Consider the following 17,538-nt stretch of genomic DNA (forward strand, 5'->3'; position numbering starts at 1 on the left):
GTTTATTAAGTATAATAATGCTATTATTATTAATATCATGTGCTGATAAAAGTGAGAAAGAATCAAAAGAAAAAAAATACTCCAAATGTGATGGAAGATGATGAATATATAAAAAATATAATAAAGGATTCTTCTAAATAATTTAAAAGTATTTAAGAAATGGAAAAAACAATCATGTTTATTAATAAAAAAACAAAAGCCTATGTTGGAACTATTTTTAGCGTATTAATTTGGGGTATAACTTTTATTTCTACAAAAATATTATTAAATGATTTTTCACCAATAGAAATTCTTTTAAGCAGATTTGTACTAGGTTTTATACTTTTAATGATAATATATCCTAAAAACAATAAAATATACTCAAAAAAAGAAGAAGCATTATTTGCATCTGCTGGAATAACAGGTATAACGCTTTACTATCTATTTGAAAACATGGCACTAAATTATTCCCTTGCTTCAAATGTAGGAATTTTAGTTGCTGTAGGTCCTTTATTTACTGGTATTTTTTCGTCTTTAATATTAAAAGAAAAATTAAGAATAAATTTTATTATAGGTTTTATATTTGCTATAGTAGGAATAGCAGTTATAACATTCAATGGAAAGTTTATATTAAAAATAAATCCTCTTGGAGATATGCTTGCTATCCTTGCTGCTGTTATGTGGGGGATTTATTCTGTACTTATAAAAATGATAGGAGATATGGGATTTCACTCTGTTACAATAACAAAAAAGACATTTATGTACGGCATAATATTTATGATACCAATAATGTTTTTTGTTGGATTTAATGTTAGTATTAGTGATTATATAAAACCTATAAATCTTATAAACTTTTTATTTTTATCATTTGTAGCATGTACTTTATGCTTTATAGCTTGGACATATTCTACAAAGATTTTAGGTGCTGTGAGAAACAATACTTATATATATTTCATACCAATAATCACGCTTATAGCTTCAAAAATAATATTAAATGAAAATATTACAATATTTGCTTTGATAGGCGTAGTATTAATATTATTAGGCGTTATAATATCAGAATCAAATTTTGCCTCTTTTTTATTAAAGAAGAAAGATAATATTTGATGCTATAAGTCTATTATTAAAAATCTTAAGTTTGTCATTTTTTATTCAACTTTAGGCAAAGCCAGCCGCAAAAAGTTTTTGCCGTAGCTAACGGTAATTCCTTTAGTTGCAGGTGGGACTTCTTCAAAGAGCCTTATGTCTATACTCTTTGCAAAAGTTAAAGTATAAAAATAATACTGTTTTTATTTGCTTTTTTTAGAAGGCTTTTTCTCCTTATATTCGTTTTTGAAATAATCGCAATACTGTGATACTGTGCATTTAGAACATAAAGGCGAAACAGGCTTGCATAGATTCTGCCCGTAAACTACTAAAGTATCATTATAAATTCTCCAATACTCCTTAGGCAGCTTATCACGCAACGCAAACTCAGTTTCTTCAGGTGTTTTTGTATGAACATAACCGAATCTATTTGATATTCTATGCACATGTGTATCAACACATATTCCATCCTTATCAAATGCTTCAGTTACAACCAAATTAGCAACCTTTCTGCCAACACCTTTAAGTTTAAGAAGTTCATCTATCTCATCAGGTACTTTTCCGCCAAAATCATCTATAATCATTTTTGATACTTCAAGTATATTTTTTGCCTTTACTTTATAAAAACCTACAGGATATATAAGCTTTGCTATTTCCTCTTCTGTAAGTTTTAGCATGTCTTTAGGATTTCCAGCTTTTTCAAATAAACGCATAGAAGCATCTCTTGTAGTTGGGTCTTTTGTTCTAAGAGAAAGCATTGTAGATATTAAAATTTTATAGGCATCTATATTTGTAATTATTTTTATTTCAGTTACAACAGGCATAGGCATTTCTTTTGTAACTTTAGTAAGTTCTTTCATTATTGGGTGAATATCATTATCATTCATAAAATAAAACCTTTATAATATATTATTTATCAAACAAATACCAAAATTTAGAATCTCTTTTTACAAAAGGTTTTAATTCTAAATATGTAAAGTCAATTTCTATAATACCCTGAGCATACCCCGATATTTTATATAATGGCCATATAAATTTAACACCAGTAGGGGTAATATCAAATATATCACTAAGTTCTATGGAATAAAAATCAAAAAAATCTCTTTCTGTAAAATTCCTAAGTAATTTACTCCGCATTAAATTTATAAGTTCTCTATCATTCTTATTTTCTAAAAGTTCTGAAGAATTAATTCCTATTCTCTCTCCAGTTGAAATTAAATATATAGAAGGTACAAAATTATATATTCCATGTGTACCTCCTGCATACGAATAGTTATAAACAGAGAAAGATATTATTTTTTCATCTAAAAAAGAAACATTAATTTCTTTCTTCATATAAAAATCAGAGCTGCTATAAGATGAATCCTTCCAGCTTTTATAATCAGCTATAATCTCATTATTTAAAAGCAATTCTATTCTTTCAGAATTAAGAGACCTTATACCATCAACATCTAAAGAAATTTTATCTACAGAATTAACTCCCTTATCATTATCGACAATAACAGCATCTTTACTCGATTCAAAAATATAATCTCCATAATCTATTTTTAATGATGAATTTATAATATCCAAATTGTTTATAGGATAAGATTTATTATTTGCAAACTCAAAATTATATTTACTATTTCCATCATAAGAATACCATTCTCCAGAAAATACCATACTTTCTGAAACAGTACCACTAAAATATCCTGTTATTCTATTATTTACTTTTTCATTTATATTAATAATATTGTTAGATATACTGCCTTCTATATTGATAAACTGATTTATGCTGTCATAATAATATTTTCCTGTAACATCTTTATCATTAATATATAAGTATAAATATATTTTAGAGCTTCCTATATTACCACTGCAAAAATAAAATTTCTTTACATATGATTTAGGCGATTGAGAAAATAAAATATTTGAATAAAAAACAAATACCAATATAACAAAAATTCTAAACAAATTCAAATTACACTCTTTTATGAGATTTTTAATTTTATTATATATATTTACAAAAAATAAAACAAGTACTTTATAACCATAATTAATATAACAAATTTCTTAGTATAATACAAAAAAGAGTATATCACCATAAAATGACATACTCTATTTATATTAAATAATTTTTTTATTTAGCAATATAATTAACTATTCTAGCAAATTTATCCGCCACTAATGAAGCTCCGCCAACCAAAGCACCATCTATATTAGGCATATTAAGCAAATCATCAGCATTTTTTTCATTAACACTTCCACCGTAAAGTATAATCATTCCTTCAGCAACACTTTCATTATAAAGAGATTTTAAAGTTTCTCTTATAGTTTTATGTACTTCATCAGCGTCCTGAGGAGTAGCAGTTTTACCAGTACCAATAGCCCAAACAGGTTCATATGCTATAACAACCTTTTTAGCTTCAGCTTCGCTTAAACCTTTAAATGCTTCTTTAGTTTGATTACTTACTATATCAGAAGTAATTCCTTTTTCTCTTTCTTCTAAATGCTCTCCTACACATAAAACAGGTATAAGATTTTTGTCTAAAGCTCTTTTTACTTTTTTATTTATAAGTTCATCTTTCTCACCGAAAATATCTCTGCATTCAGAATGTCCTACAATAACATATTCACATCCTACAGCCAAAAGCATATCAGCAGAAATTTGACCAGTAAAAGCACCTTTCTCTTCAAAATATAAATTCTGAGCTCCCAATTTTATATTACTACCCTTAATAGCATTATGTACATCACTTAAACAAGTAAATGTAGGGGCTATCATAATATCTCTGTCTTTAACATCTTTAACTAAATCTTTTAACTGATTAACTAATTCTAAAGCTTCTTTATTAGAATTATTCATTTTCCAGTTACCAGCAATAAGTTTTCTTCTAGCCATTTAAAAATCCTCCGATTATTTTTTAATATTATCCTTTTAATAATTTACTAAGTTCTTTAAAGCAATCAACTTTAGAATGTTCTATATGCCAGAAAAGAATCATTTCAGTACTTACAATATTAGCACCAATTTTTCTCATCTGTTCTAAAGCTATATGTTTATTTTCTTTAGTTCTTGATGAGCATGCATCAGCAACAACATAAACATTATAACCATTGTCAATTAAATGCAATACGCTATAATATACGCATACATGTGTCTCAATACCAAAAACTATAATATTTTTTTTATCAAAAGAATTAAACTCTTTTACAAAATCTTCAGTTCCAAATATACTAAAATAATCTTTAGCAAATAATTTATAATCCTTTGGAAATACTATCCTCTCATCAGTAGCACCAAGACCTTTCGGGTATTGTTCTGTTACTAAGACTGGAATATTATAAATATCAGCAGTTCTTAACAAAATGTTTGTATTCTTGATTAAAGGATCAATATCACTCATAGTAGGTATTATTTTACTTTGCAAATCTATACAAATATATAATGAATCCTCTTTATCAAGTATAGGTTTATTCATTAATTTCATAAATAAGTCCTTAATATGATTTTGATATAAATTATAAGACAAAATGATAAAAAATACAAATAAAAAAGGGGAAACTTTTTAGTTTCCCCTTAATTTTTATATTTAGTTATACTAAAACTGATTATTATTGAGCTTGCTCTTGAGCAGCACCTGTATCAGCAGCTGCAGCATTATCAGCAGTACCTTGTTCTTGAGTACCATCGCCGATACGTCTTTGTTCAAGGTCTCTTAATTCAGCTTGTTCACGTATTCTAGCAGCTTCTATAGCTTGTTTTCTGTCATTTTCAGTTTTTAAGATCTGCCAAGTACCTTCATCATCGATATCTTCTTCAGCATCAACAACTACTACATCGTACTCAACTGTTACGTCTTTAACATAAGTGATGAAATCACCGCCAACTGTATCTTTAGTTCTATAGAAACCTAAAGAATCTAATTTGATAGAAGGAACCATTCTAGGATAAAGAGGTTCTCTTACTAATACTCTGTCGCGAACATTAGGCAAATATTCTCTGTTTTCCCATCTTACTTGTCTCCAACCATTGAAGTAAACAGTACCCATAGGATAAGATTTTAATTCGCCGAATTCATTTTGTAAGTTTATGAAATAGCTAACTAAGAAATTACGTCCATAAATCCAAGAACTTATAGATTTAATTTCGCCAACGTTATGTATAACACCTTTACCTTCTGTATATTTAGTACCGTCAGTACCGCCATACATTTCAAGTTCATATACTGGTTTTACTAAAGCATAGCTGTTCCAAGCTGCTAATGGGAAATGTACTCTTATACCAAGAACTTTGCCAGCTTCCCAAGCACCATTGTTACCTTTACTGTCTACGTTAGTAACATAAGAATTTCTGCGATTTTCTGTTAATCTAGCAGATTCATTCAACCACACTACCCAGTTATCATTATAAAGATTTTCTGCAACTGGAACTAATTCATTTGTATCACCTTCTCCACCTTGTAAGTTATCAGCATTACCAGTTAAAGCAAAATCAATCAAAACTGAGTTTGTTAAACCGTAAGCAGATGCAGCGATAAAAATGGAAGTTAATACTACGAATAACTTTTTCATAATTTATTGCACTCCTTGTACTAATTAATAAGCATAATAATACAACTTTTATACACTAATTTTCTTAATTTGTCAAGCAAATTTAATTAAAAAATAAATCATTATTTGACATTATCTATTATTAATGTACAATCTTACAAAAAAATGTAGTTATGTAAATTAAGCAGATAAAAAAGGATAGAAAATGGCTTCAAAAAAAATATCCAATAAAACTCAAACTAAGACTATTAAACCGCCTATATTATTTTCAAAAACTCAAGAAATTATTAATAAAATTACAAAACAATTAGATGCACCACTGCTTTCTTATTGGAATTCCAATGGAGGAAGTGTATGTCAGAATGATGTTATAGTATTATCTGATGTGCTTAAGCATATTGGCAAATGTGATAAAATATATTTCTTTATAAAAAGTTCAGGAGGAAGCGGACAGGCATCACTTAGAATAGTTCATCTTCTTAGAAAGTCTGCTAAAAAAATTGTGGCATTACTACCTTTGGAAGCCGCAAGTGCAGCTACTATGCTTTGTTTGGGAGCTGATGAAATACAAATGGGACCTTTAGCATTTATAACGGCTGTAGATACTTCTATTCAACATGAACTTTCACCTGTTAATAAAGACAATAATTTAGTTTATGTAAGTCAGGACGAATTGGCAAGAGTTATAAAATTATGGAAAGAGCAGGCAAATAATAATGACAGTAATCCATATGAACATATATACAAATACATACACCCTTTAGTGTTGGGTGCCGTTGACAGAGCATCAAGTTTATCAATAAAACTATGCAAAGATATTTTATCATATCATATGGATAATCAAAAACTAATAGATAACATATCAAACTCTCTAAATTCTGCCTATCCTTCACATAATTACCCTATTACAATAAGAGAAGCCCAAAAATTAGGTCTTAATGTAAAAGAAATGGATGAGAAATTAAATGAATCATTAATGGCTCTAAATGAATACTACTCTGAAATGGGACAAAAATCATGCACAGATTATGATGAATTTAATTATCATGATAATGAAATACTTAATATACATGAAGATACTGGAGTTCAAATATACTATCAGGAAGATAAAGACTGGCATTACAGAACTGAAGAAAGAAGATGGATTCCCATGAATGATAACAGCGGCTGGATAAAAAATACTTTAATAAACGGAAAACAAAATAAAAGCATATTTCATATAAGATAGTTTTATTTATAAATATCTATAATAATTTTTATTATGCTTTTTATAATTTTAGATTTTTATAATAGTATGTTATACTTTGATTTGTTAAAAGGATAAATATTTACAAATTAAAAAATGATAAAATCTATAAAACATTATTTTTAATTAAAATAATAAAAAAATTTTATAAATACTTTATATATCGTATAAATTATATATTTAAACTACAAAAATTCAGTTCTTTTTATACCAATAAAAGAACCGCACTACAAATAAAAAAACACTATGGCTTAAATTAATATAAAAATAATTATTAAAATAGTTTTGAAACAAGTCTAATTAATTAATTCTTCAAACTTCCTTATAACCTCATCAGGTTTTATAATTTCTCGGCATTCAAAAGTATCAAGTTCGCATTTCTTTCCGCCGCATATGCAGGCTGGATTATCAGGCTTTTTCTCTATTGCATGACTATTTATACCTATTGGGAAATTTTGATATGCTGGTGTTGCAAAATAAAGTGCCAAAGTAGGAATACCAACTATAGAAGCCACATGCATAGCTCCAGAGTCATTTCCTATAAAACCATCACATAAACTTAAAATTGCAGCTATCATATCAAGAGGCATATATGGTATAATAGGATCATTATAAAGCATAGCTGATATTCTATCTGATATCTCTTTCTCATTAGGAGTAGTAATAAACAAAGTTAAAGCATCATATTTTTGAGACAAATAATTAGCTGTTTCAGCAAAATATTCTTCTTTCCAAATCTTTCCAAAACTATTAGTTGCTCCTATGCCGTATGCAAATATCTTTTTATTATCAGGATTTACTGTTTTTAAATAATCTTTAGCTTTATTTAGTACTTTTTCTTTTATATTAAGTTTGATAACAGGTCTTTCTCTATCTATTCCTATAGCTTTAAGCAAATTAACATAATAATCAGCAGTATGTATCCATCTTACTCCCTTTCTATCAACTGCATCAGTAAGCATAAGGTCTCTGTAATCAGCCTTATATCCTATACGTCTTTTTATACCATGTCCAAAAACCCTAAAAGCACTCTCAAATGAATTAGGAAATAATATTACAGTATCAAAACGGTATTTTCTTAAATGAGGAAATCTTTTTACCTCCAAACATTCATCAACCAAATCACTAGCCTTGAATATACCAAACATGGATTTTTTTGTCATTACTGTAATTTTAGCCTCTTTATACTTTTCTCTTATAAGATAAATAGCTGGAAAAGACATAATTATATCGCCAAGCCAATTAGGCGAATGTATAAGTAAATTCTTAATATCCCTCATAAATAATCTCAAAAACATAATAAAATTTAGATATCATCCAAATCATCTAAATCTATAAAATCGTCCATAAATCTTTCATATCCCGATATTATGTTTTTATAAACACTCCCTTCCATAATCAAATTATTAGATTTTCTAAGATTTATAAAATATTCATAAAGCATAGAAAAATCATTTTTAAAAGTGTTTTTCCACACATCTTTAGCAGATTCAATAACATCAATATTATTACAATTTATTATCATGTATCTTAATCTATTACTGTTTACTGACGGCTGAGTAGAAATAACCATATCTATATGTTTATCATTAACAAATGCTAATTGATCCTGACAATATACAGAATTAATAACACCCTCATCTATAGGTATTAATTTCTCATTTTCATCTAAACAATTATTGGCATAGTAATTAATACCGTTAAATATTAAAGTAATATAAAAAGGTTCTATACTTTTATCCATAGATTTAAGCTCAATTAATGTGTTAGCTAAATTAGTCAAAGCTATATCATTTAACTTCATTTTTATTTGAGCATCTGATACATACATATCCGCTATTATAGCACTATGCATCTGATTAACACCTATATAATCAATACTTTTTCCTAATCTTGCCGAATTAGAAAATAAAAAATTTTTATAAACATTATCTGAAACATAGCATTTCTCAAAAGTTTCATCATCTAAAATAATAGCATCTTTATCCGAACGTCCCTGATACTGACTATAAAACACAGTTTCATATACACTTGGTGAAAGCATAGAAGCTATCTCATATAATCTGACGTTATTATAATCCATAATCAAAAACTAAAAAACATTTCCCGTGACTTTTATATCATAATCCATCACAAATAAATCATATTTAGAAGTTATATTAGAATTCTTACTATAAAAATTCTTATCAATACAAGTAAACTTTACTGGAATATTTCTCTCTTTTGAAACTTCAAAGGCTATCGTCTCACCTCTTTCTATATCTTCAACAGATGTATCATTCATCAAATGAGTATTATTAATTATAGCTGTAGCTTTCAATCCAAGAGTTGATTCTATACTTATTAGATGACCCAAAGCATATTCTACAGTAGAGTTTTCCTCTCTATTAGCATTAAGTACAAAAAATACATCTGTTTCACTAATATCAGCATTATCTCTAAAAGTAGCAAAAGACAAACTTCCAGCTGAGTTGCCACCCATATCTACTATTCCTATAATGTCTTTTCTATCAAAGATAGAATACACCTCCGCAGATACAGCAGGTATATCAGCTCCAGACTGAGGAAGATAAGTACCTATCACTTTGATATTTTTATTTTTTAAATACTCTGAATGCTCTCTAGACCTAAAATAAGGATTTACTACATCCAAATCAGCTATATAAATTTCCTTATCCGTATTTTTTCTGATATACAGACCATAATTAATAGAAAAAGTGGTTTTTCCAGCTCCGTAGTGACCGCATATTATTGTTACACGATTGTAGTATTTACTCATCAAATAATCCTAATAAATTTACCAGTATCTAAAATATAATATATTTAATAATTTTTTCAAATTTTTTTACTTAAAAATAATTTGCTAATTATAAAATTTATTCTCATAATGTCAAATTTAATATACCATAAAATCACTATAAAAAATAAAATTTACTGCTTGAAAATTTAAATAAAGCCGATATTATATAATAAGATTCTATTTTGATAACTTAAAAATTAGGAATAAACTATGAAAAAATATATAATTATTTTGATGTTTATATTTAGCTGTTATCTGTTTCCGCAGTATGCTACAAATGATGCATATGTGCCGCCAAATAACAACAATACTGTAACAGAAGAAAATAATAATAATCAAGATAATAATACAGAATATATAACCAATGATGCTGTTATGGGAAGAAAACCTGCCGTAATAGATACTCCTATAACTGGTTTTAAAAATATTACTCTAGGTGCTACAAGAGAAGACACTATAAATGCCATATTAAGTGACAATACTATGACTTTGCCTAAACAATATATGACAGGTACTGTCGATTTATCTGCTGAAGAGAGTGCTGATTTTCTAGCATTAGAAGAAAATAAATTTTATAAAAGCGGTTATTTTGTTTTTAAAGACGATTCTCTATACTCAATAACTATAAATTTCCAGCCTAATCAGATTGATTTTTTAGAGCTATTATCTGCATTAAATGCTAAATATACTAAAGGATCATTCTTAGATGCTAATACTGTTGCTTGGCAGAATGGAGATATAAGAATAATATTAGAAAGACCAAGTATTGTTAAATATATTAATATGAACAATATAACAAGTACTTCTGATACAAGAATAAAAGAAAAAGAAGAGTCTCCTCCTCAGAATACAAGAAAATCAATATTGGAAGGGCTTTAATAAAAATGCATAAAAACATAGCAATACTAATCATTACAATAATATTACTAATATCATCATGCAGTAAAAGTAATAATGAAAAAAAAGAAAATATGCCAAATAGAGTAGAAATTATTTTAAGCGATGATATAGATAATATAAATGAAGAAAATAAAGAAGTAAGGGAATATAATGAAGATAAATTAAAGCAAATGGCTTTATCGTCTTTAAAAGAATTCTATTCAATGCCTTATAATAAAGAAAATGTACGCATAGCTTATGAAAAGTTCTATTCCGCAAACTATAAAGAAATATTAAGAAAAAGCAGAAATATAAAAAATGCTGATGAATATGTTCAAAGTGATCCTTCACTTGATTTTGAATTTGAAACTAAAATAGATAAAGTTTATGATATAAAATTAGACGGACAAAAGGCATATATAGATGCTGACTCTTCAGTATATGACAGAGTAGAAAATACCACTTCAAAGGCAAGACAAACTTTTATAATGTGCTATGAAAATAACAGATGGGTTATAATGTAAAATATCAAAAAACTTATAAAAAATTATTATTAATCATACTTTATATTTTTCCGACACTATTAACATAATATTATACTATTTAATTAGGAGTTTACCTTGAAAGAGCCAATTATAGCGGGATTAGATGCGGGAAGTGCATCAATAAAAACCGTCATTGCCCGTGTTAATGATGATAAATTAGATGTTATAGGAATAGGTGAAAGCGAAAGCGAAGGCATTAAAAAAGGTGTAATAATCAATATAGATGCTGCTGCTAATGCTATAGAAAAATCTATCAATGAAGCCGAACATATGGCTGGCTTGCAGGCTCCTGATATAATTGCTGCAATAGGCGGAGATCACATTAAAGGATTAAACAGCAAAGGAGTTATTGGGGTAAACACAAAAGATAAAGAAGTTACTCCACTTGAAATCGACAGAGTTTTGGAAAGTGCTAAAAATATATTAATACCTGCTGACAGAGAAATAATAGAAGCTATAGAACAGGAATATTCTTTAGACGGACAAGATGAAATAAAAAATCCTGTAGGTATGTCTGGTACAAGACTTGAAACCAAAGTACATATTATAACTGGTCTTAAACATGTAAGCGAGCATCTTAGAAAAACTTTAAATAAAATGCGTTTTTCTGGAAAGGATTTTATAGTTAATATACGAGGAAGTGCAGAAGCATGCCTTACTGATGATGAAAAAGAATTAGGCGTTGTTGTATTTGATATAGGGCATTCTACTACTTCTATGATGGTATATTTAGAAGGTTCTGTTTGGCATACTGCTGTTATACCAGTTGGAAGTCAGCATATTACTAATGATATAGCTGAAGGACTTAGAATAACAATACCTTCTGCTGAGAAATTAAAAAAAGATCATGGATTTGCTTTTATAGATATGGTAGGAGAAAAAGAAATTATTGAAGTGCCTACTGCAAGCGGGCAAATGCGTACCATACCTAAAAGAGTTTTAACTGAAATCATACAGCCTAGAGTGGAAGAAATATTTAGTTTATGCGGAAAAGAATTAAGCAAAATGAAATATATTGATTCTCTTTCTGCAGGAATGGTATTTACAGGAGGAGGTGCATTATTACCTGGACTTGTAGAGCTTGCTAAGGCTTATCAAACTGCTGTTAAAGGTGCAGCACCAATAACTGCAAGAATAGGTGTACCTGACAAAATAGAAGGTATAAGAGATATTGCAAATAACCCTGCCTACTCTGCTGTTGTAGGAATACTTATGATGAGTTTAGATGAAGCTACTCAGGTTAATGTACCTCATAAAAAAACTTCTGAAAAAGGTAAGTTTAAATTCAACTTTAAAAATCCTTTCTCTGAGTTTTTTAAATAATTTGATATTTAATAACTAATTAATTTTTAACCCCCATATATAATATTATATGGGGTATAGATTTTTATTATCTCCAATAAAAAGTTATTCTATTTTTTATGTATTAAAAGTTCGCTTATCGAATATTCACAACTTTTATAATAATTTAACAATGCTAAAATCAATTATATACATTTTTGACAAATTAAATTATTTTTAGTATAATTAAGCTATGAAAGAGATTAACAGACTTAATGATTTTAAGATACATTTTATAGAGATTAAAAGATTTGCAGAAATATTAAAAAATGCTAGTATAGATGATATAGCAGGAATAAACTTTTATCTTGGATTGATTTTTTACAACTAAAAATTTAGAAAAAGATATTGATAAGTTAATTATAAAAATTGTGAGCGTCAGATAAGTTTACTTGTATGAGACTTTAAGAGAAAAATTTTTATTTATAATAAAAGGAATAATTTATGTCTAAAGTTATAGATAAATACAAAAGATTTGTAGCTGATGAAAAAATGTCAGCATATAATGAAATGAACACTTTTCTCTACAGACAGGCTGTTATACTTCAATACAAGAGAGCAGAAGGAAAAAAATAAGGTATAGAAATAGTGGTTTCAGAAATGTATATATAAAGGCATAGAACAAGGCGAAATAAATAAAGTAAAGGACATAGCATTAAATATGAATAATGAAGATATAAGCAAAATAACAGGTTTAAGTATAGATGAAATAAAAATTATGAGTATATGATAAGTTTACTTATAAGATATTTTCAGAGAATAATTTTTTATGTATAAACAAATAAATATAAGAACTACATTAAAATGTCATGTATTATTGCTTATAAGTCTTTTATAATTAAATATAAATAAAAAAACTTTAATTTTACAAAATAATTCTTAAAAAGTTTTTAATAAAAAAATTAATAATACGGAGTTATCATTATGGGCTGTTTGGGAGTATTATTTGCTTTAAGCGATAAGGATTTAAATAAATTATTAAAAACTTCAAGACTTGAAAGACCTGATTTTGTTTGTGAATATTTAGAAGAAATATACTTTGAAAAGCATAAAAAATATGTTTATGAACTTGATAAATCTTGGGACGCTATGCATAGATGCCTTTCTAATGACGGGCTTTTAGTATTTGGAGATGATAATTATCCTTTAGGTTCTATTATAATGGGAGGCGATGTTTTATACGGAAACGGTGATGAAGAAGAAGATTATATTATCACATTAAAAAAACAAAATATTGTTAAAGACATAGCCGAAAAAATAGAAACCATCACAAAAGAAAAGTTCAAAGAAAAATATTTCAAAATAGATGAAAAAAATTATGAGTATCCATTAAGTGATGAAGATTTTGAATATACTTGGGACTATTTTTATAGAAGTATAGAGTTTTGGAAAAATTCTTCTGAAGAAAAAAGGGCTGTAATATTTACAGTTGATCAGTAAAATTATTTTTAATATTGTTAATAATGAATAAATATTTTATTTTTTACTTTTTACTTTTTATATAAATGCTTTTTCAATTACGGCTGATGATATTTATAAATTAAGTGATTTAAAATATAAAGGCTATGATATATACAGAGAAAAATATGATATAATAGGCTTTCATAAAGATGAATATAATTATAATTTATTTTTAGAAGATGATAATTTTGACACTAATAATTTATATATTAAAACATTCGACAAAGATGCTGATATTCAATTAAAAATAACTGAAAATCAAAATGAAAAATACAATATAAAAATTTTAGAAATAAATATAATTAAATTAGGTCGTATATTAAGTACATATAAAATCAACATATACCCTACTCTATTTAATATAGAAATTACAGACGGATATAATAATTACAAGTCTGTAAAAGAAAATAAATCGTTTATAATAAAAATACCAAAAAATATTTATTACAATTTAAATGAGAAAAATATAAACTCATTTCTGAAAATAGGTTTCTTTTTAAATGGCAGTAAAGAAATAAAAAATTATAAAGAAAGTAATAATTATAAAACTTTTGATATAGAACTTTTTAGCAGATATCCTCACTATTTTAATGTTTATAATATAAAACTAATTTATTAAAATAATTTTGGAACAAGTATAATAAAAAATTTATATCTTGACATTTTTATCATAAATGCTACAATATAAACACAGTTCTTTGAAAGGGGATGCTCCGGCTTCGACTGCGATGGTTGGAACGTATTTTGCATAGCTGTGCTAGGTGTATGCACATTAATATCATACTAAACAATAAGTGCAAACGAATACGCACTTGCAGCTTAATTAAAGCTGCCGCTGATTAAGCAATTTGTCTATGGGTTGTTTTCTCGGTGTCAAAACACATAGAACTTGTATTAGGTGCTGTAAGAGCCTGATATTACGTATACTCTTACTAGTTTTATAGCTTTTCTGCTTATCTTCTACCTATAAAGCGAAACTTTTAAAGATAAGATATGCTATGTAGACGAATATGGTACGCTTCGTAGGACGCGGGTTCGAGTCCCGCCATCTCCATATACTTTTTATAAGTAAGCTATTCCTTATGAAAAAAATAATAAAATTTAATCTAATTATTTTTCTATTTTTAAGTCTATTTTCTATTCCATTATTTGCCAAATGGGAAATTAATATTGATAATGATCTAATGTTTATAATGAATTTTGACAACAAATATGAATCTGTATTAGGAATTGGAGTAGATACTTCAATAGCAGATAGTTGGGTATCAGCATATGATAATCATCAAATTGCTGTTGTTTTATTATATAGTGATAAAATAATAACTGAAAACGAATTATATTTACGTATAAAGAAAAAATCAAATAATTATGTTACATACTCCATTTCCGATAAAGATATTATTGAAGATGATGAATCAACATATATTGGAATAGGTATAAAAACAGACAATGGTGTTAGAGCTAATAACCTAATAAATATACTGCTTGATTCATTAGAGGTAGAATTATACAGCAATGATGAATTATTGGGATATTTTAACTTAAAAGGTTTAAGAGAAGCATTAGAGGAAAATCTAGGTGATACAGAGTGGTACATTCAAAAAATAAAAAATAATTATAAAATAGTTTAATATTAATTTTTAGTTCAATTGTTATAAATAAAAAAGAGTATGCATATTATAAATATACATACTCTTTAATTTTTCTTCTAATCAAATTATTTTTAACTATATATTCTGAAATCCATCTCTGGGAATATATCATCACGCCACTCTATCTTTTTTAGCCATTCTTCGTTTAAATCTCTGTTTTTTATAGCGTAGTATAGGTCTGTAAACCTTCTAATATAGAGTTTTGTAATATTAACAGCATAATCAACCATAGTACCAGTATGCATAATGAAAGCCCAGTCGCTGCTTTGAGCAAGTAATAATTCTCTTGCTGCCTGATTCAATGCTCTTTCATAAAGCCCTGTTTCATTATAGTAATCATGGGCTAATTCTATCATACGTTCAGCTGCTTTATGCAAATGCCTGTAAATCCAGCCATTGCTTCCATTAAGCCAAACCTCTCCATATCCATTAGCTCCCCAGCTAGACATAGAAGGCATTGATATTTGATTTACTGGATGTCTTTCTAAATATTCTTTAGGAGTTATAGTTTCTATTGTGTCCTGATCATGATGTATCTTTCTCATTAAGAACTCTATAAACATAGGTCCTTCATACCACCAATGACCGAAAAGCTCAGCATCATAAGGAGACACTACTATAGGAGGTCTGTCCATTACAGAAGCTAGGTACTCAATCTGTTTTTCTCTGTTAAACATAAAGTTGCCTGCATGGTCCCCTGCAGCTTCCATAGCCCACTGTGGGTTATAAGGTTCTTTAGGGCAGTCTTTTCCAGTAATTCTATAATATTTTATACCAGTATTTTTTCTAAGTCCATTGCTTTGTATAAAATCTTTAATATACTCAAAAGGCAAATCATAACCAATATCTCTGTAGAACTCTCTGTATCTGAAATCACCTGGATATCCTACTTCGGCACTCCATACACTTCTAGAACTCTCTATATCTCTTCCAAAAGCAGCTACTCTGCTCTCTCTTGAACAGTATAAAGGAGCATAAACTCCGTATTTTGGAACTTTATCAGCATACATTATACCATGTGTATCAACAAAGAAATATTTCAGACCATTATTTGCAAGATGTTTTTCAAGCCCAGGAAAGAAACCGCATTCTCCAAGCCATATTCCAGTAGGTTTTCTTCCCATATGTTTTTCATGGGTTTTTACAGCCATTTTTAATTGGGCTTCTATTGCTTTGGGATATTCCTGCATAAATGGGAAAAATCCATGTGTAGCCCCACAGGTAATTATCTCCAAATTTCCTCTTTCTAAAAAGTATCTGAATCCGTTTAATATATTTTTATTGTATTTATAAACAAAAATATCTCTTATCTTTTTAAACTTATCTCTGTAAAACTCAGCAGTATGATGAAAATTCGGGTCTAATGAAGTCCTTTCACACTCTAATTCTGAGAGCCTAATCAATTTCTCTATATAATTAACATATCTATTTTGAAGCAACTCATTAGCTAACATATTCATAAGAGGAGGAGTTACGCTCATGGTTATTTTAAAGTTTATACCATCATTAACCATTCTATCATAAGCGTCTAATAAAGGTATATAAGTTTCTGTAATAGCTTCATATAGCCATTCTTCCTCTAAAAAATTTTCATGTTCAGGGTGTCTCACATAAGGTAAGTGAGCATGAAGCACTAAAGCTAAATAGCCTTTTGACATAATTATTCCTTCAATTAAAAATATTATATATAATTAGTATATAAAATATAAATATTAAAATCAAGACTCTGAATATAGTTTTTATCAATAAAAAATAAACATTATCAATTCTTTTCAAATACATAAAATATTAAGAATTTTTACATTCTTTACATATTCCAGTAAATACTATATCATGTTTTAATACTTCTACATCATATTCTTTTGAAACTAATTCATCTAGTTTTTTTTGATATTCCATAGGTATATCTAGTAACTTTTTGCATTTGCTGCATTGAAAATGATAGTGTTCATTTGTAATATGATCAAAACGAACTGCATCATCTATAATCGAAAGTTTTTGTATTTCTTTAGTTTC

At 27.6% G+C, this 17,538-nt stretch carries 19 protein-coding genes and 1 other RNA gene; 10 read left to right on the top strand and 10 right to left on the bottom strand.

The genetic code is table 11. The features are described from left to right. The first annotated feature begins 174 nt into the window (after nt 1–174). Nucleotides 175–1,086 carry a DMT family transporter gene (locus KQ44_RS08385; protein ID WP_096737025.1) on the top strand — a complete coding sequence of 304 codons (912 nt, stop codon included), beginning with the start codon at nt 175–177 and terminating at the stop codon, nt 1,084–1,086. Nucleotides 1,087–1,268: 182 nt separating this feature from the next. On the opposite strand, the gene nth is transcribed toward KQ44_RS08385, so the two are convergent. From nth to KQ44_RS08410, 5 genes are all read right to left on the bottom strand, one after another. After that, entirely contained in the window at nt 1,269–1,952 is a 684-nt protein-coding gene (nth, locus tag KQ44_RS08390; protein ID WP_096737026.1) for an endonuclease III, read from the bottom strand. Between the two features lie 22 nt (nt 1,953–1,974). Continuing rightward, nucleotides 1,975–3,024 (bottom strand): hypothetical protein, encoded by a 1,050-nt coding sequence (locus tag KQ44_RS08395; RefSeq protein WP_096737027.1) that lies wholly within the window; start codon nt 3,022–3,024, stop codon nt 1,975–1,977. 160 nt (nt 3,025–3,184) lie between these two features. Beyond that, nucleotides 3,185–3,946 carry a triose-phosphate isomerase gene (gene tpiA / locus KQ44_RS08400; RefSeq protein WP_096737028.1) on the bottom strand — a complete coding sequence of 254 codons (762 nt, stop codon included), beginning with the start codon at nt 3,944–3,946 and terminating at the stop codon, nt 3,185–3,187. Between the two features lie 28 nt (nt 3,947–3,974). Continuing rightward, nucleotides 3,975–4,535: a hydrolase gene (locus KQ44_RS08405; RefSeq protein ID WP_096737029.1), complete on the bottom strand. Its 561-nt coding sequence runs from the start codon at nt 4,533–4,535 to the stop codon at nt 3,975–3,977. Between the two features lie 124 nt (nt 4,536–4,659). Further along, the gene (locus KQ44_RS08410) at nt 4,660–5,619 is read right to left on the bottom strand and encodes a flagellar filament outer layer protein FlaA (protein ID WP_096737030.1); all 960 of its coding nucleotides are present in this window, start codon (nt 5,617–5,619) and stop codon (nt 4,660–4,662) included. A gap of 184 nt (nt 5,620–5,803) precedes the next feature. On the opposite strand from KQ44_RS08410, the gene KQ44_RS08415 reads away from it, so the two are divergent. Then, entirely contained in the window at nt 5,804–6,826 is a 1,023-nt protein-coding gene (locus KQ44_RS08415) for a hypothetical protein (protein WP_096737031.1), read from the top strand. Between the two features lie 314 nt (nt 6,827–7,140). Here KQ44_RS08415 and KQ44_RS08420 read toward each other — a convergent pair whose 3' ends face one another. From KQ44_RS08420 to KQ44_RS08430, 3 genes are read right to left on the bottom strand one after another with little or no spacing between them, the layout of a single operon-like run. Continuing rightward, nucleotides 7,141–8,124, bottom strand: a complete 984-nt coding sequence (locus KQ44_RS08420; protein ID WP_096737032.1) for a glycosyltransferase family 9 protein — start codon at nt 8,122–8,124, stop codon at nt 7,141–7,143. A 26-nt stretch (nt 8,125–8,150) separates the two neighbouring features. Next, complete coding sequence (locus KQ44_RS08425) at nt 8,151–8,927, bottom strand: hypothetical protein (protein ID WP_096737033.1); 777 nt, start codon at nt 8,925–8,927, stop codon at nt 8,151–8,153. Nucleotides 8,928–8,936: 9 nt separating this feature from the next. Further along, complete coding sequence (locus KQ44_RS08430; RefSeq protein WP_096737034.1) at nt 8,937–9,623, bottom strand: ATP/GTP-binding protein; 687 nt, start codon at nt 9,621–9,623, stop codon at nt 8,937–8,939. A 231-nt stretch (nt 9,624–9,854) separates the two neighbouring features. Between KQ44_RS08430 and KQ44_RS08435 the strand changes: the two genes are divergently transcribed. The 8 genes from KQ44_RS08435 (at nt 9,855) to KQ44_RS08470 (ending at nt 15,501) form a co-directional block, all read left to right on the top strand. Then, nucleotides 9,855–10,523: a hypothetical protein gene (locus KQ44_RS08435; protein ID WP_096737035.1), complete on the top strand. Its 669-nt coding sequence runs from the start codon at nt 9,855–9,857 to the stop codon at nt 10,521–10,523. A 5-nt stretch (nt 10,524–10,528) separates the two neighbouring features. Then, nucleotides 10,529–11,047 carry a hypothetical protein gene (locus tag KQ44_RS08440; RefSeq protein WP_096737036.1) on the top strand — a complete coding sequence of 173 codons (519 nt, stop codon included), beginning with the start codon at nt 10,529–10,531 and terminating at the stop codon, nt 11,045–11,047. Between the two features lie 96 nt (nt 11,048–11,143). Next, nucleotides 11,144–12,391, top strand: coding sequence for a cell division protein FtsA (ftsA, locus tag KQ44_RS08445; protein WP_096737037.1), 1,248 nt, complete (start codon nt 11,144–11,146; stop codon nt 12,389–12,391). A gap of 211 nt (nt 12,392–12,602) precedes the next feature. Further along, nucleotides 12,603–12,740, top strand: coding sequence for a hypothetical protein (locus KQ44_RS15585; RefSeq protein ID WP_205676561.1), 138 nt, complete (start codon nt 12,603–12,605; stop codon nt 12,738–12,740). 113 nt (nt 12,741–12,853) lie between these two features. Then, nucleotides 12,854–12,985, top strand: coding sequence for a hypothetical protein (locus tag KQ44_RS15590; protein ID WP_346426126.1), 132 nt, complete (start codon nt 12,854–12,856; stop codon nt 12,983–12,985). Between the two features lie 348 nt (nt 12,986–13,333). Continuing rightward, complete coding sequence (locus KQ44_RS08455; RefSeq protein ID WP_096737038.1) at nt 13,334–13,849, top strand: DUF1877 family protein; 516 nt, start codon at nt 13,334–13,336, stop codon at nt 13,847–13,849. Between the two features lie 725 nt (nt 13,850–14,574). Further along, nucleotides 14,575–14,927, top strand: a transfer-messenger RNA (tmRNA) gene (ssrA, locus tag KQ44_RS08465). A 25-nt stretch (nt 14,928–14,952) separates the two neighbouring features. After that, entirely contained in the window at nt 14,953–15,501 is a 549-nt protein-coding gene (locus KQ44_RS08470; protein ID WP_096737039.1) for a hypothetical protein, read from the top strand. A gap of 92 nt (nt 15,502–15,593) precedes the next feature. On the opposite strand, the gene KQ44_RS08475 is transcribed toward KQ44_RS08470, so the two are convergent. Together KQ44_RS08475 and KQ44_RS08480 are read right to left on the bottom strand one after the other, a co-directional pair. Continuing rightward, nucleotides 15,594–17,180 (bottom strand): 1,4-alpha-glucan branching protein domain-containing protein, encoded by a 1,587-nt coding sequence (locus tag KQ44_RS08475; RefSeq protein WP_096737040.1) that lies wholly within the window; start codon nt 17,178–17,180, stop codon nt 15,594–15,596. A gap of 130 nt (nt 17,181–17,310) precedes the next feature. Next, nucleotides 17,311–17,538: transcriptional repressor (locus tag KQ44_RS08480; RefSeq protein WP_240516559.1), on the bottom strand; the 228-nt coding region annotated here is incomplete at its 5' end.

The sequence above is a fragment of the Brachyspira sp. G79 genome, from assembly GCF_002379365.1.
GTDB lineage: Bacteria > Spirochaetota > Brachyspiria > Brachyspirales > Brachyspiraceae > Brachyspira.